We start from the raw sequence: 13,542 nt of genomic DNA, 5'->3' as shown, positions 1-13,542 counted from the left end.
GTAGTCGTCGCGCGGGGGGATGAATTTCACGCGCGGATCGTTCAGGTGACCTGCTTACTACGGTAGTAAAACGTTCAGCGCACCCGGGTTATTCCAGTGTTCTGGAGATAGTGCGACTGCGACAGCGTTCGACCTTCGCGAATACAAGCGGTCTGAACTATGCCGCGCGGCGGCGAGGTCGGCAACACTCACTACGATCCGGCTTCCCTGCACGTTTTTGTGAACGCGCAACGCCGAAGGCATCCGACCGAAAACGCGCCCGCAATCGATAGGTTCGGTCGCACAAATTGATCGGCGCGCACGGAAAGGCGATTGCCCGATCACGCCCCACTTGACACGGCCCACGTCATACGTCCGGCGCTGGAATAAGCCGGCGCGCTCCATCGTTTACCCAGCGGGCAACCACGTCCCGGGCGGCAAGCCTCCACGGCTGTCAGACCCGCGGCGTGAATTTGCGCGAGCACACCAATGTGCTGGGTGACGCCGGTCACACGACGTCGAAAACGTCGGGGCCTCATGTGGCCATACATCATGGACAAACTGCTTCGTTTCGGGACATTGATCGTCTGTCTCGGCTTCGCTGCGCCTGCACTCGCGCAAACCTATGACGAGCAACCGGTGCCAGCCGACAGCACGAATTGCCGCGCAGTTATCGAACAGGCAGCAATCGACGGCACGATGCAGCAGATCGTCGGACGTTCGTGCCTGCAAAGTGACGGGACCTGGCAGATCGTGCAAAGCCCGGATGGTAGCGTGCTGTGGTACCCGCATGCGGCTTATCCATATCCCGACCTCTGGTGGTGGGGCCCGCCGCTTTTCATCGGCGCGGGCGTGAGCTTGATCTTTGTCGAGCGTTTTCATCACTTTCACCACTTCCGTCATTTCCATCAGATGGATCGCGGCCATTTTGGTGCCCCGATCGGAGCCGGCTTTCACCGCGGCCCGTTCCCCGGCGGTGGTATGCGTGGCTTCGGTGGTATGAGGGGATTCGGCGGCATGCATGGGTCCGGCGGAATGCATCGACACTAGCCCAGCTTTTCCTTTGCGCGCCTCTCGCAATGCTCACATGTGTTCGTCCAACGTGACCGCTCAGGAACGCGTTACGCAAGCCGCCCAGCGGCAGTAAGGCAGCCGGTCGCTGTTAGCCGGCAAGGGAGTCTGCTTGACGCTGACGGCAAACACGTCCATTGAGGAGTTTGTCGTGAAAAGCCTGAAGATTTTCGTCACGCTGGCGGTGCTGACCGCCGCCTGCGCATCCGGGTCGGCAGACGCCGGGCGCGTCCGGGTCTTTGTTGGCGTGGGCGCCCCTTTCTTCTATCCGGTCGCTCCGCTCCCGTACTACTACCCACCCACTGTCGCCGTGCCGGCCTATCCGGTGAACTACGTCGAACAAGGGCAGCCGTCGGCCGGCCCGGGCCAGTACAGAGACGTTTGACCAGTTCCGTGCAGACGACGCCTCGTGCCGGCAATTTGCGCTCAACCAGGTGGGCGTAGTGATCGAGATCGATCTGCAGTTCGCCGATGATGGCGTAGATTTTCTTCCTGAAGGCGGTACGGTAGAACTCGTTGAGCATGGTTTTGTGCAGCGGCTCGACGATGCCGTCGGTCGCGGTGACCTCTCCTTTATTGCGAGTGTGATCGATGTTCCCGATGACCAGATAGAGCTCGCTTGCGCATGCCCGGCTCGATCCGCTCGACGATATGCGCATACATCTTCTCGACCATGCGCATGTACTCGATCTCGCGTGGCGACTTCACGGCGCGCTGCCAGGTGACGAGCGCCATCATTTTTTTTCGCATATCAGAGCAAGTAAACGAACACAGACGAGTGAAAACCAATACCTCAGTTTTCCTCGTGTTCCTCGCGCTCGCTCTTTCCGGGACCACCCCCGAGAAACTGCGTCAACCCCATGCTGAATGCCATCACCGCGAGCATCGCCAGAAAGTACCACCCCCAAGAGAAGCTGGATTCCACGGAACTCTTCATGCGTCTTTGCGACCCAAAACCAAAACGCTCCATTATTTAGTCTAATACGGCGCGTCACGGACAAGCAACCCTGGCTTCCAACAGCGGGATCTTCTTACTGCCCCATCGTGCCCGACGCTTCAGGCTTCATACCTGTTGCGTCGCTGCCCTTTTTCATCTTGTTGTGTTTCGTCTTGCCCTTCTTCATCGTGTCTTTCGACATCAGCTCCTTGGCCATTGTGCCGCTCGACATCGTACCGCTCGCCTGTGCAAATGCAGCCGTGGTGGGAAAGGTGAATGCCGTAGCGAGTGCTGCAACGATTACTTTCTTCAAGATCTGACTCCTTTGTTGGGAGTGGTCAAAATCTCGCAGCTCCTGCGGCATGAATCAAATAACCGTTAATCACGAGGGACGGTTGACCTTGTTGATGGTGGATATCGGATTTTCAGTACGGATGTCTGCGCAAGAACCCAACAACTGCCAGTGATGACAATGCGGATGTGCCTCTCTTGCCGCGGGGCCACGGACCCGGCACACCGAAGGTGACGTTCCGTCCGCAAGGCCGGACCACTCCCCGAAGTTTCGGCACCACATGATTAAGCGACAATCAAGCGTGACGTTCGCGCGCCCTGTCGGCGTAGGGCTCGCTGGCTCGCACCGGCTGCGGCGCCCGCGTCGGGTCAAAGTCCGTCCAACGTCCCTGCTGCCAGCGTCCCGACGCGCGCTCGATCGACGCGCCGCCCGCCTCGCGCAGCACATTGGCCACACTCTGCTGCGTTTCCGGCGTGACGTGAACAGCGAGCAGCACGCCAGAGTCGCGCTGCGCGTAGTGTATGCGCTCTTGCCGGATGCTCTTGCTCACGTTGCGCGTCCTGTACATCGCGCCGATCAGCGAGCCGATATACGCGCCGACACCTGCCACGATCGCGGACACCAGCACAGGTGCCGAAAACGCCGTGAATATGCCGCCCCCTTCCCCCACTTCTTGCGGCGTGCCGCCGTCTTGCCGGGCGATGCGGAGGACACCGGGATCTTGCGCGCCGGGCCCGGTGTCCATGCTGAACGCGTCGCAGTCGGGCGTGCCAGAGCGGCCTTCGCGCGCGTCGGCCGGCCTGCGCTGTCATCCACGTTGCGCGGCGCCGCCAGCTGTTCCTGCAGCGCTGCATTCGTCGCCTGCACGGCAGCGAGCCGCCCCTGCAGTACGCTGATGTTCATGCGGCATCGGTCAAATCAGCGCGCCCCGACTACCGCTATCGCCCAGTACAAAGGCAAAGGCTTGATGATGCGGCGTCTAGTCGAGTCGCGAAGTCGCCCACTATGGCGGACGGGCCCAGCATTGGCATTACAATTGACGATGCGCCGAGCGGATGGAAGGCACTCGGCGGAAGTGGTAGTCTCCGCACGTCGCTCGCTATCTGAAACTGACATTATCAGAACCCGACCTTTTAAATATCTGACCTTGCAGATATATTCGAGCAGACAGCTACACATTTGTAGCAATACCGAAGGGAGTTGCAGTATGGAACACGATGCAATCCGACCAGGCGACGCCATGGCATCCTGTGGCGTCGACGGAAAGGGGCTGAGAGCATGAAGGTAGCCATCGTCGTGTTCGACGGAGTGCTTGCGCTGGATGTCGCCGGGCCGCTGGATGTTTTTGCCGAGGCGAACAATTTTCTCCTGCCGGATCAACAGTATGAAATCACCCTGATTGGCATGCGCGCCGGGAGCGTGCAGTGTTCCAATGGTCTGGAACTCACCGTCGGGATCGACTACCTGCATTACAAGGAACAGCCTGAGCTGCTCCTCGTGGCGGGTGGACCGAAGCTGCCCGATGTAACCCCTTTGCCCGGCTTTCTGCAATGGCTAAAGACAAAGGCCGAAGGGAGCAGGCGTTTCGGATCGGTTTGCAATGGCGCTTTTCTGCTGGGCCATGCGGGTTTGCTGGATGGCAAAGAGGTGACCGCTCATTGGCACGACGTCAATCGTCTTGCCGTTCAGTTTCCGGAGGCCGACGTTCAGCCAGACAAGATTTTCGTTCGCGACGGCAGCCTGTTCACTTCCGCGGGCGTCACGGCGGGAGTTGACCTCTGCCTCGCACTCGTGACGGAAGACTGGGGCCACGAGATCGCGCTACGCGTGGCGAAGCGGCTGATCGTGTATATCCGCCGTGAAGGCGGACAGTCGCAATACAGTCCGTATCTCGCTGTTGGTCCGAAGGAAGAGACTGTCGTCGCGAAGGTTCTGCGGTATGTCACTGACCACATCAGCGAACAGTTGTCCATTGAACAGCTGGCTGACGCTGTGGGAGTGAGCCGCCGGACGTTTTCGCGCATCTTCGCAAAGCACGCCAATATGACGCCTTCGGCTTTCGTGGAGCAGATGCGGGTCGATTTTTCGCGCAAGTTGCTGGAAGAGACCGATTTGCCGCTAAAAACGGTGGCGTTCCGATGCGGGTTCCATAGTGCCAGTCAAATGCGGGCTATCTTTACCAGGCGGCTCGATACAACTCCTCGTGAGTACCGTCAGCGCTTTCGCGATCAAGCGATCGCGAATCCACAAAAAGAGCCCTTCCATTTGTCGACGCCGACTCGTGCGAAAAGCATTCTTCCCACGCGGGCTTATCGAGTTGGGCCGCAAGAGTCTCTGATCCTGCGGCGATCCACAACGGCGGCTATGCTATCGACGAAGGAGCCAAGCACGGCTTGAGACACGCGGAAAGTGGACACAGTAGGCCCGGCCAAACGATGAACTGAACCCCGAAGGTTGGACATCAACCCGAGGGGTTTGTGGGAAAAAATTCGGACCAAGCCAAGCTGGCGGCAGCCAGAGACTGCTGTTCTGGGTTGTTGTTCGACTTCGATCGACGTCGCGACACGAGACCCGGCGCGCCCCGATCACGCAGTCTGCCGACCAAGTCTGCGCCTGACATTTTAATCGCGCTTTGACAGCGTGCATCGGCTACGTCGGCCCCGGAGGCTGATGCAATCGCTCACGCCTCGGAACCAGTCTCATCGTGCCTGTTCACAACCGGTGCCTGTGCAGCGTGGACCGATGCCACCACCACCCACGTCTGGGTGCTCAACCGCCTGGCGATTTCGGCCAGGTCCGCGGGTGAAACGGCCCCTAACATGACCGTCACCTCGTCGAAGTTGTCCTTTTTGTTGTGGTGAAACCGCGTGCGTTTCGCCTGCGCGGCGTGCGGTCCCAAAGCCTGCCAGACTGGAATGACCCGCAGTTGACCGGCGACAGTTCGCACTGTGATGCTCGACGACGGGGCATCGGCCCGATGCTTGTCTGGAAATGTCATAGCAGTGATTCCAGGTCGACGGTTGCCCGTCGCCTGATGGCTGTGGTCGCCCGCGCATCGCGCCGGCAATTAATGGAACGCAGTTCACACCCGCTGTCGGGCGATCAACCGCGCGGATCGCCGTTTCTCGAAGCCACGAGCGCACCTACCAGACAGACGGCGGTCACTGCCGACGTCGCATCACGTCCCAGCAGTGATGATGGTCCATCCGCCTGAGCAACCGCTCCCGCAGATGTTCGCGACGATAGTGGCCAATGACCAGCGTCGCTACGATTGCGAGCACAAACGAACCAACAATCACGCCCACCCAGGGATCGATCATGGCGAACTCCTTTCTGCATGCGAGTGCCCATTAAAGTTCAGTGTAGACGGCCACCCCGGAAATCGCAATACATCATCTGGCATTCTTCAGCGCATTGGTAGTGCCGTCCAGCTTCATCAACAATACTGAAGCCTGCGCAACGATAGTTCTCGAGACGGCTTGTCTAGCCAGCAATGCATTGATCCGGTTCCGCCAGTATTCAGGTTGCATGACGGGAAGTTCCACGTTGACGTCTTCACTGCTCTGTACCAGCCGCTCACGTTCAAGCACCATATTCCGGATATGAAAGAACTCCTGCCGCTCATCGTCATGCATCATCGACTGCCTCCGACAGCTCTTCCCCGCATTTCTCGTGTTGGGTGTGCAAGCGATTCAGGCGATGCCTATTGAATTGAGCTTAAGGCCTCACTGTTGCGGGGCCTATTGGAAAAACTCACGGCATCGATGTTCCCATACCACTTGTTACGGTACCAATCGGCGCAGCACATTGGTCGATCTTTTTCAGATTACGGCGTCGCCGGACCCATGTCGTTCTTCGGGATGAGTTGAGCGCGCGGAAACGCGGCGCCGCCGGTCATCGCCACACTCGAATGACCGTTTGTGGCGATGACGCCGCGACCTCAAGGCCAGCCGCTCACTCCATATGCTGGCCGCCGTTGATGGCAAGGTTCGCCCCGGTGATGAACGCTGCCTCGTCGGAACACAGGAACGCAACGAGCGCCGCCACTTCCTGCGGTTTGCCCAGACGGCCGGCGGGAATTTGCGGCAGGATCTTCGTGTCCAGGATGTCCTGCGGGATCGCGGTCACCATTTTGGTCGCCAGATAGCCCGGCGAGATCGTATTGACTGTTACGCCCTTGCGAGCGACCTCAAGCGCAAGCGATTTCGTAAAGCCGTGCATGCCCGCCTTGGCCGCCGCATAGTTGGCCTGGCCGATGGCCCCTTTCGAACCGTTGACCGACGAAATATTGACAATGCGGCCCCAGCCGCGCGCAACCATGCTTTCGCACAGCGGTTTGGTCATGTTGAACACCGAATCCAGATTGGTTCGGATGACCGCGTCCCAGTTGACCTTGTCCAGCTTTTTGAGCGTCATATCCCGCGTGACACCTGCGTTGTTCACCAGGATGTCGACCGGGCCGACCTCAGCCTGAATCTTCGCCGCACAGTCCTGACACGAGTCATAGTCGGCCACGTCCACGGGAAAGGCGTGAAACCTGTAGCCCTGGGATTCCATTCTGGCCAGCCAGTCATTTGCGCTGGCATTGCTTGGAGAGTATGTGACTACCACCGCGCAATCCGCATCGCGCAGTTTCATGCTGATCGCTTCTCCGAGGCCGCCCATACCGCCCGTTACTACCGCGATTCGTTTCGTCATCCTACTTATCCTTGATATTACTGTCTGCGAGAGTTGTGAATTTTTAATGGCAGCGCCGCATCTACTACCACTGTCTTGCAGCAATGCGTCGTCGTCGCCGGCTGGACCGGATTGCGGACTCGACATCGCTCAAATCGCGCGACTGCTTGTTGGCTTCGAATATTGCGCGACTGGAGAGCAGTTCGTCTGCGCGCCAGAGTAAGCGTCGCAAACGCACCGCTTTACATGATTTGAATGATTAGACGCGCTCGACTGCGAGCGCCACGCCCATGCCGCCGCCGATACACAGCGAAGCCAGGCCCTTCCTCGCATCGCGCTTCTGCATTTCGTGCAGCAGCGTGACGAGAATACGGCAGCCCGACGCGCCGATCGGGTGACCGATCGCGATCGCCCCGCCATTCACGTTGACCTTCGACGTGTCCCAGCCCATCTGCTTGTGCACGGCCAGCGCCTGCGCCGCGAATGCCTCGTTGATTTCCATCAGGTCGAGATCGTTCACGCCCCAGCCCGCACGCTCCAGGCAGCGGCGCGATGCCGGCACCGGGCCCATGCCCATCACCTTCGGATCGACGCCGGCGTTCGCGTACGCCTTGATGCGCGCGAGCGGCGTGAGACCCAGCGCCTCAGCCTTCGTCGCCGACATCACGACAACGGCTGCCGCGCCGTCGTTCAGCCCCGACGCGTTCGCAGCCGTCACCGTGCCTTCCTTCGAGAAGGCCGGCTTCAGGCCCGCCAGCGATTCGGCCGTGACGCCGTGGCGCACGAATTCGTCCGTGGCGAACGACAGCGGATCGCCCTTACGCTGCGGAATCTGGACCGGCACGATTTCATCATCGAAGCGGCCGGCCTTCTGTGCGGCTTCCGCCTTGTTCTGCGAAAGCGCCGCGAACTTGTCCTGGTCTTCGCGCGAAATGCCGTATTCCTTCGCGACGTTCTCAGCCGTCACGCCCATGTGGTACTGGTTGTACACGTCCCACAGGCCGTCGACGATCATGCTGTCGATCAGCTTCGCGTCGCCCATGCGGAAGCCGTCACGCGAGCCCGGCAACACGTGAGGCGCAGCGCTCATGTTTTCCTGGCCGCCCGCGATGACGATGTCCGCGTCGCCCGCGATGATCGCGTTGGCGGCCAGCATCACGGCCTTCAGGCCCGAGCCGCAAACCTTGTTGATGGTCATGCCGGGCACTGCCATCGGCAGACCGGCCTTGATCAGCGACTGACGCGCCGGGTTCTGTCCCGAACCCGCCGTCAGCACCTGACCCAGGATCACTTCGCTCACCTGCTCAGGCTTGAGGCCCGAGCGCTCCAGCACGGCGCGGATCACCGTGGCGCCCAGTTCCGGCGCTGCAATCTTCGCCAGCGACCCACCAAATTTACCAACGGCCGTACGGGCCGCCGATACGATCACAACATCAGTCATTTCCACTCCTTAAATGACAATACGCAACCTTGAATTGCTCTAACCATTACGCTGGACTTGCCGTGGCACGTCATTGCGCGTAGTCAGGTCCCCCGAGAACTGGGCAACGGAATCAACATGGAACTTGCAACGCTGCCAGCTGAGTGCGCGAAGCGCGCGACATGACTTTCCGAACCGGTTTATTGGATCAGCCAGTCAGGGCATAAAAACGCTTGAGTGGCGCAACGGCGCAACGGGCAACCTGTCGCGGTTCAACCCCTACTGCTTCGCTGCGCGCGACATCTGCGCGGGGGCCTGCTGGCCAGCCTTCGAGGCAGCGGCACTTGTAGCGGCACTCATAGCGGCAAAATTGCTTTGCATTACTTCAAAGGCTTGCGTGACAGCCTTGCGCACCGTTTCATACGTGAGGCTGGCTGTCGGGAACGCCGATTTCAGCACTGTGATGGCGGCTTCGGCACCGGCGGGTGCGCTCGTCGCAAAACTGTGGACGAGCGTTTGCGCGTCGCGGTTCTGCTGCTCGTGCCGCGCCTGCGAGACCTTCAGCAATTCTGCTTGTGTACCCGAAGCGATTTCATACAGGTGGCGGTTATATGACAACATCTTCTCGGCCGCGAGCTGCATGGCGTTGATCTGACTCGTGACGATCGCCTCCGTGGGCTGGCCGGAGAACGCTTCTTTTCAGTTTACTTCGCCTTCTGCAAGCGCAGATCTGACCGCCTGCAGATTCAGTGCGACCACTTTCTGCAACCCTTGGAATGCCTGATTCGTCAGCGCGAACAGGGTGATGACATTGCCTTGTTGCAACGGAACCAGTTGTTCTGTGAAAACGCTCATTAAGATCGCCTATTCATTTAGCATAACGAAACGCCCGTCTGTCATTGCGTCACCACAAGCAATGAGAAGTGCGAACCCTAAACCGCCTAACACGGCATGGTGCGATGCATCAATTGAGTAATCATTCTAATATAGCGCATCTAATATTTGGGATGACGCTACGTAGGTGATTACCCGTACATCGGTCGGTCCGATTAATTACACCGGGGCAGTATGCGCAACTGCTTCGAAATCAATACCCGTCAGGTATTGATTTATACGTAAAACAGCGTTGAACGCCACTTCAGAACCGCGCCGACCGAGATGTTGCTCCCGCGAGGCGCGGCTATCATCGCCCGGTCAGCATGTGGAGGATTTTCTGTACGATGCGCTCATGCTGCTCCAGCGCCTCATCGAGCGTACGTGCTCCGTAGCTCTCGTTGTCCCACTCCGGCATTCCGGCAACACGGGTCACGAACAGCAGGGCCTCCCCGTTGCCCGTTTCGGATACACCGCGGAAGCGGGTCGTGACTGTCACGCCGGATTCCTCCATCAATGTGCGGCGAAAGATCAGATCGTTCTCGGACATCCAGCGCGTCCACTTGCTGCAGTCGAACACCTCGACCAGCCTGTTCTTCCCATCAAGGACGTACAGGCGTTTGCGTTTGCGTGGGACGGTGCCGGATTTCATATTTCAATAAGGTGGCGTGAGCAGGAAGCTGATCACCTCCCGCCACCAGGTCTCGTCGACGCGCCCGAACCAGTCGTTGTGCTCCGCCGCCTTTACGACTATCAGCTGTCTCGGACCGGCCAGCGCGTTGTAGAGCGCCTCGCCGAAACGCGTGGGAACGATGCTGTCGCTCTCCGCCACCACGACGAGAACCGGGCGGTCGAACGACGCCAGGGAGGTCACGCTGTCGTATCGGTCGCGCAACAGCCATTTCACGGGCAGCCACGGATAGTGGTGAGCGGCGACGTGCTCAAGCCGATCCCATGGCGTGATGAGCAACAAGCCTGTGACCTTGTCGCGTTCACGCGAGCCAGTCGAAGCCGCGACGCCGGCCCCGAGCGATTCACCGACGAGCACCAGCGGCGCGCCGTATGAGCGATGGGCGAGCGCGATGGTCTGTTGGGCATCGGCCACCAGAGTCTCTTCGTCGGGTGCGCCGTCGCGGGGCCCGTAGCCCGGATATTCGGCGAGGATGACCCGCAGCCCGAGCCGGGTGAGCACTCCGGCGTAGAACGAACGGTGTCCGGCATGTCCTGCATTGCCGTGAAAGACGATGGCCGTGCCGCATGCCTCTGCGACCGGGCCGGCCACGAGGCCTCGAAACGCCCCGGGCGTCGGCCAGGCGCGAAGTCCGCCGGAAACGAGGTCCTCGATTCGGGCTTTCTCGGGGAAGTAGAGAAAACGATCCTGCAACATGGCGGCTCCCACGAATACGATCAGACACGACACGCGGCGTTGAAATGCGGCATCGACCTGGTGATTGTGATCGCCTCAAGCCCGACTGATCTAGCGCCGCTACAGAGATGCGATGAATTCGTTCCACGGCGTTGCCTGCAGGGTCTAGGTGGCGCCGTGTCCGTAGCCGCGGATGATCAGCGCCGCCCGCTCAAGCTGTTTCGGATCGTTCGGCTCAACTACGTCGAAGCGACCGAGTGTCAGAGCTGTCCTTCCAGGTGAAAGCAGGGCATTCGGCCTTGATCTTCCCGGCCACTGTGGCGGCGAGTTGCTTCAGGTCCATGGGATCCTTGAACACGTCAGCAGCGAGCCGGCTGGGGATGACGTACGTAGCAATGGCATACCTCCGTGTAAGATATTGCTGCGCAATCAGGCACGGCAGTCACTCGGAAGCAGATGGCCGCGCACCGAGCGGAGGCGTTGCTGCGCGTCCTGGTGGCGCTGAAGTGCCAATTGCCCCGGCGGGTCGGACCGGGGCGGTCGGTCAGGTCAGTGGAATTGACGCTTCAGGTCAGTAAGTTCCGAATGCATCGAACTGACTGCATCCTTGATCCTGGCGTCGAGACTACCGGCCTGCTGGCAAGCGCGCTCTCCACGATCGCCTATCCGTTCGAGATCATCGACACACTGCCGGATCCGATCCTCATCGTTGGACGCCATGACCTTCTTTGCCGATTTGCATTCCTTATCAAGTTCCTCCATCCGGCTCATCAAATCAGCTGGGATCGTCTTGTCAGCATGGCATGTCCGTGATGCATCGCTGATGGTTTGCTGCAGATGAGTAAAGCGCTTTTGGATTTCACTGGCTTGCAACATGATGCCCCCTTTTCTTGAACATCAGTTCCAGATGAATTTCAGGCAGCAGTAGTAACGTGTTGCTCTTGCCCCGTCATTTGCGCGCTTGAACGGGCCACGTTGCATTGCGTCAACGCGAACGATGCTCTTCTAGTGTAGGCCATGATCTCTTGGCTGCTCCCACGTGTCCCTGCGACCAGCGTGGCGCCTTGTTCGACCCTTTGGGGCAGGAACACACCAGACTCTGCAGCAATCCACGCACCTTTGCGCGGTAGGGTCAAACGTGAGATCCCGAAGGATTGCTAGATGCGGCTTGACGCCTTTCTACCGCGGGACCCGTGATCGACTACTCGCGCATCCCTTGTCTTGAGGTGCCCCCAAATGAAATCGATATCTTATCCAGCTGATCGACCCACAATCGATGCTCTGACCGCCGGGTTCGATGAGAAAAGGGAAGTAAGGCAGCGCCAGGGGAATTGACGGCAGGAGCAGGATCGCGAACGCCGCGATCCGGGACGTTTCGCATATTGACCGGAGCGCCCTTGCGCCGCAAGCCCCAGACGTGGACCTCCCAGGGCGACTGCGTTTAGCCTGGTCTGGACACGAGTGGCAGGCGCACCTGGAAGGTCGTTTGTCCCGGGCGTGAACTGACAAGAAGCGCACCGCGGTGCCGGTTGACGACCGTCTGATACGAGATGTCGAGGCCCAGGCCCGTACCTTGACCCGGCGGCTTGGTGCTGAAAAAAGGCTCGAACAGATGCGGCATGACATCGTCTGCGATGCCAGTCCCGTTGTCGGTGAACTCGACCACTGCCTCGTCCATCTCGCGGTAAGTCCGCACAACGATCTCGCCTTTACCTCTCATGGCATCAATGGCGTTGTCGATCAGGTTGGTTCATACCTGATTGAGTTCGCTGCCATACACGCTCAGATGCGGCAGGCTGTGATCGTAGTCACGATGCACGGTGACGCCCTGCTTGAGCCGGTGTTGCATGATGATGAGGGTATCTTCAATGCCTTCATGGATGTCCACTTCCTGCTGCGGCGACTGGTCCATGTGCGAGTAGGATTTCATCGCCCGGATGATCCCTGAAATCCGGACCGACCCAACGCGGATGTCTTCCATCAGCGCGTTGAGTTCCAGTGTCGACGCGAGCCAGTGGATGGCGGCGGCAAACTGCTCCCTGTTCAGGGCGACGGCAAGCGAGTCAAGTTCCTCCTGCAGGATTCCCGCGCTGACAAGGCATGGCGCCAGGAGCCACGCCTTCCCGACACCCTGTGCGAGCAGCCAGTCGCTGAGCGCGTCCGCTGCCTGATTCTGCTTCAGGGCATCGATAGCCGACATCACGTTTGTCGGTCCCTGGCGTTCGCCCAGACCCTCCAGGATTTTCATTGCCTCGACAGGAATCGAGCTATCCCTCAACTCGATGTGCGCAACCTTCAGCGTTGCGAGTGCGGCCACCGCACGGTCCGCCGTGCGCACCAGTGCAGCCGCAGGATTGTTTAATTCGTGCGCGAGGCCCGCGGCGAGCGTGCCGAGGGCAGCCAGTTTTTCCCGGTTACGCAGCGCCGCCTCCAGGTTCATCAGGCGATCAAAGGAGCTGTGGAAGATCAGCCGGCAGACGGTCTCCGAGCCGACCAGCAATTCGCGGAACGCGCGTTCCGGCAGCAGCACCACGCGCCCATCGGTGACCGCTTTGAGCGTGCCAGGCGCGGGCGTTCCCGAGAGCAGCGAGACTGCCCCGAAGTAGCTTGGCGCAATGAACCGGGACGTGGGAATCTGCTGCCCGCGTGAAAGCTTTGTCGCGGCGACCTCACCCTGCAGCACGACGTAAAAGTGGGACCTCGTTTCGCCTTCACGGGCAAGGACCTCCCCTGCCGCGATGCTGACTTCCGTCTGCTGTTCGCGCAGCCACTGCAAAAGCGCTTCAGACAGATCCTTGAAGAGCGGATGCCCGCGCAGTTCGTCCAGCTGGATCATGAGGCCGGCCTACGGGTTGAACAGCATGAAGCTTGGGTGAAGCACGACACATCCTGACTCCTGACGGCGGCTTCAGAACGAATTGTAGTGC

17 protein-coding genes and 3 pseudogenes are annotated in these 13,542 nt (G+C 59.8%); 3 read left to right on the top strand and 17 right to left on the bottom strand.

The window, feature by feature from the left end; translation table 11 throughout:
* Positions 1–531 precede the first annotated feature (531 nt).
* A complete protein-coding gene (locus H1204_RS31085) occupies positions 532–1,029 on the top strand; it encodes a hypothetical protein (protein ID WP_180734404.1) in 498 nt (165 codons plus the stop codon).
* Positions 1,030–1,162: 133 nt separating this feature from the next.
* Positions 1,163–1,435 carry a hypothetical protein gene (locus H1204_RS31080; RefSeq protein WP_180734403.1) on the top strand — a complete coding sequence of 91 codons (273 nt, stop codon included), beginning with the start codon at positions 1,163–1,165 and terminating at the stop codon, positions 1,433–1,435.
* A gap of 55 nt (positions 1,436–1,490) precedes the next feature.
* Here H1204_RS31080 and H1204_RS51685 read toward each other — a convergent pair.
* The 5 genes and pseudogenes from H1204_RS51685 to H1204_RS31060 all read right to left on the bottom strand — a co-directional run.
* Positions 1,491–1,667 (bottom strand): annotated as a pseudogene (locus H1204_RS51685) (IS481 family transposase); the annotation flags it as partial.
* A complete protein-coding gene (locus H1204_RS31075) occupies positions 1,624–1,788 on the bottom strand; it encodes a hypothetical protein (RefSeq protein ID WP_180733345.1) in 165 nt (54 codons plus the stop codon). The gene H1204_RS31075 and the pseudogene H1204_RS51685, both read right to left, overlap by 44 nt.
* A gap of 55 nt (positions 1,789–1,843) precedes the next feature.
* Positions 1,844–1,987 (bottom strand): hypothetical protein, encoded by a 144-nt coding sequence (locus H1204_RS31070; protein ID WP_180734402.1) that lies wholly within the window; start codon positions 1,985–1,987, stop codon positions 1,844–1,846.
* Positions 1,988–2,081: 94 nt separating this feature from the next.
* Positions 2,082–2,300 (bottom strand): pentapeptide MXKDX repeat protein, encoded by a 219-nt coding sequence (locus H1204_RS31065; protein ID WP_180734401.1) that lies wholly within the window; start codon positions 2,298–2,300, stop codon positions 2,082–2,084.
* A 274-nt stretch (positions 2,301–2,574) separates the two neighbouring features.
* On the bottom strand, positions 2,575–3,024 hold the full coding sequence (locus H1204_RS31060) for a hypothetical protein (protein ID WP_180734400.1): 450 nt from the start codon (positions 3,022–3,024) through the stop codon (positions 2,575–2,577).
* 533 nt (positions 3,025–3,557) lie between these two features.
* Here H1204_RS31060 and H1204_RS31055 point away from each other — a divergent pair.
* Positions 3,558–4,676 (top strand): GlxA family transcriptional regulator, encoded by a 1,119-nt coding sequence (locus H1204_RS31055; protein WP_180734399.1) that lies wholly within the window; start codon positions 3,558–3,560, stop codon positions 4,674–4,676.
* Between the two features lie 283 nt (positions 4,677–4,959).
* On the opposite strand, the gene H1204_RS31050 is transcribed toward H1204_RS31055, so the two are convergent.
* The 12 genes and pseudogenes from H1204_RS31050 to H1204_RS31005 form a co-directional block, all read right to left on the bottom strand.
* Positions 4,960–5,277, bottom strand: a complete 318-nt coding sequence (locus H1204_RS31050) for a hypothetical protein (RefSeq protein WP_180734398.1) — start codon at positions 5,275–5,277, stop codon at positions 4,960–4,962.
* 163 nt (positions 5,278–5,440) lie between these two features.
* Entirely contained in the window at positions 5,441–5,599 is a 159-nt protein-coding gene (locus H1204_RS31045) for a hypothetical protein (RefSeq protein WP_167449617.1), read from the bottom strand.
* 72 nt (positions 5,600–5,671) lie between these two features.
* Positions 5,672–5,917, bottom strand: coding sequence for a hypothetical protein (locus tag H1204_RS31040; RefSeq protein WP_180734397.1), 246 nt, complete (start codon positions 5,915–5,917; stop codon positions 5,672–5,674).
* A gap of 316 nt (positions 5,918–6,233) precedes the next feature.
* Positions 6,234–6,977, bottom strand: coding sequence for an acetoacetyl-CoA reductase (phbB, locus tag H1204_RS31035; protein ID WP_180734396.1), 744 nt, complete (start codon positions 6,975–6,977; stop codon positions 6,234–6,236).
* Between the two features lie 238 nt (positions 6,978–7,215).
* The gene (locus H1204_RS31030) at positions 7,216–8,397 is read right to left on the bottom strand and encodes an acetyl-CoA C-acetyltransferase (protein WP_180734395.1); all 1,182 of its coding nucleotides are present in this window, start codon (positions 8,395–8,397) and stop codon (positions 7,216–7,218) included.
* Between the two features lie 258 nt (positions 8,398–8,655).
* Positions 8,656–9,231: pseudogene (phaP, locus tag H1204_RS31025) on the bottom strand (TIGR01841 family phasin).
* 328 nt (positions 9,232–9,559) lie between these two features.
* Complete coding sequence (locus tag H1204_RS31020) at positions 9,560–9,901, bottom strand: hypothetical protein (protein ID WP_180734394.1); 342 nt, start codon at positions 9,899–9,901, stop codon at positions 9,560–9,562.
* A gap of 3 nt (positions 9,902–9,904) precedes the next feature.
* On the bottom strand, positions 9,905–10,636 hold the full coding sequence (locus H1204_RS31015; protein WP_180734393.1) for an alpha/beta fold hydrolase: 732 nt from the start codon (positions 10,634–10,636) through the stop codon (positions 9,905–9,907).
* Positions 10,637–10,780: 144 nt separating this feature from the next.
* A pseudogene (locus tag H1204_RS51680) lies at positions 10,781–11,012 on the bottom strand (GYD family protein).
* A gap of 152 nt (positions 11,013–11,164) precedes the next feature.
* The gene (locus H1204_RS31010) at positions 11,165–11,491 is read right to left on the bottom strand and encodes a hypothetical protein (RefSeq protein ID WP_180734392.1); all 327 of its coding nucleotides are present in this window, start codon (positions 11,489–11,491) and stop codon (positions 11,165–11,167) included.
* 565 nt (positions 11,492–12,056) lie between these two features.
* On the bottom strand, positions 12,057–12,335 hold the full coding sequence (locus tag H1204_RS51675) for an ATP-binding protein (RefSeq protein ID WP_243468914.1): 279 nt from the start codon (positions 12,333–12,335) through the stop codon (positions 12,057–12,059).
* A gap of 30 nt (positions 12,336–12,365) precedes the next feature.
* Positions 12,366–13,391: a cyclic nucleotide-binding domain-containing protein gene (locus H1204_RS31005; RefSeq protein WP_243468913.1), complete on the bottom strand. Its 1,026-nt coding sequence runs from the start codon at positions 13,389–13,391 to the stop codon at positions 12,366–12,368.
* Positions 13,392–13,542: the final 151 nt, after the last annotated feature.

The sequence above is a fragment of the Paraburkholderia sp. PGU19 genome (assembly GCF_013426915.1).
Classification (GTDB): Bacteria; Pseudomonadota; Gammaproteobacteria; order Burkholderiales; family Burkholderiaceae; genus Paraburkholderia.
This window is presented reverse-complemented; position numbering and strand designations above follow the sequence as displayed.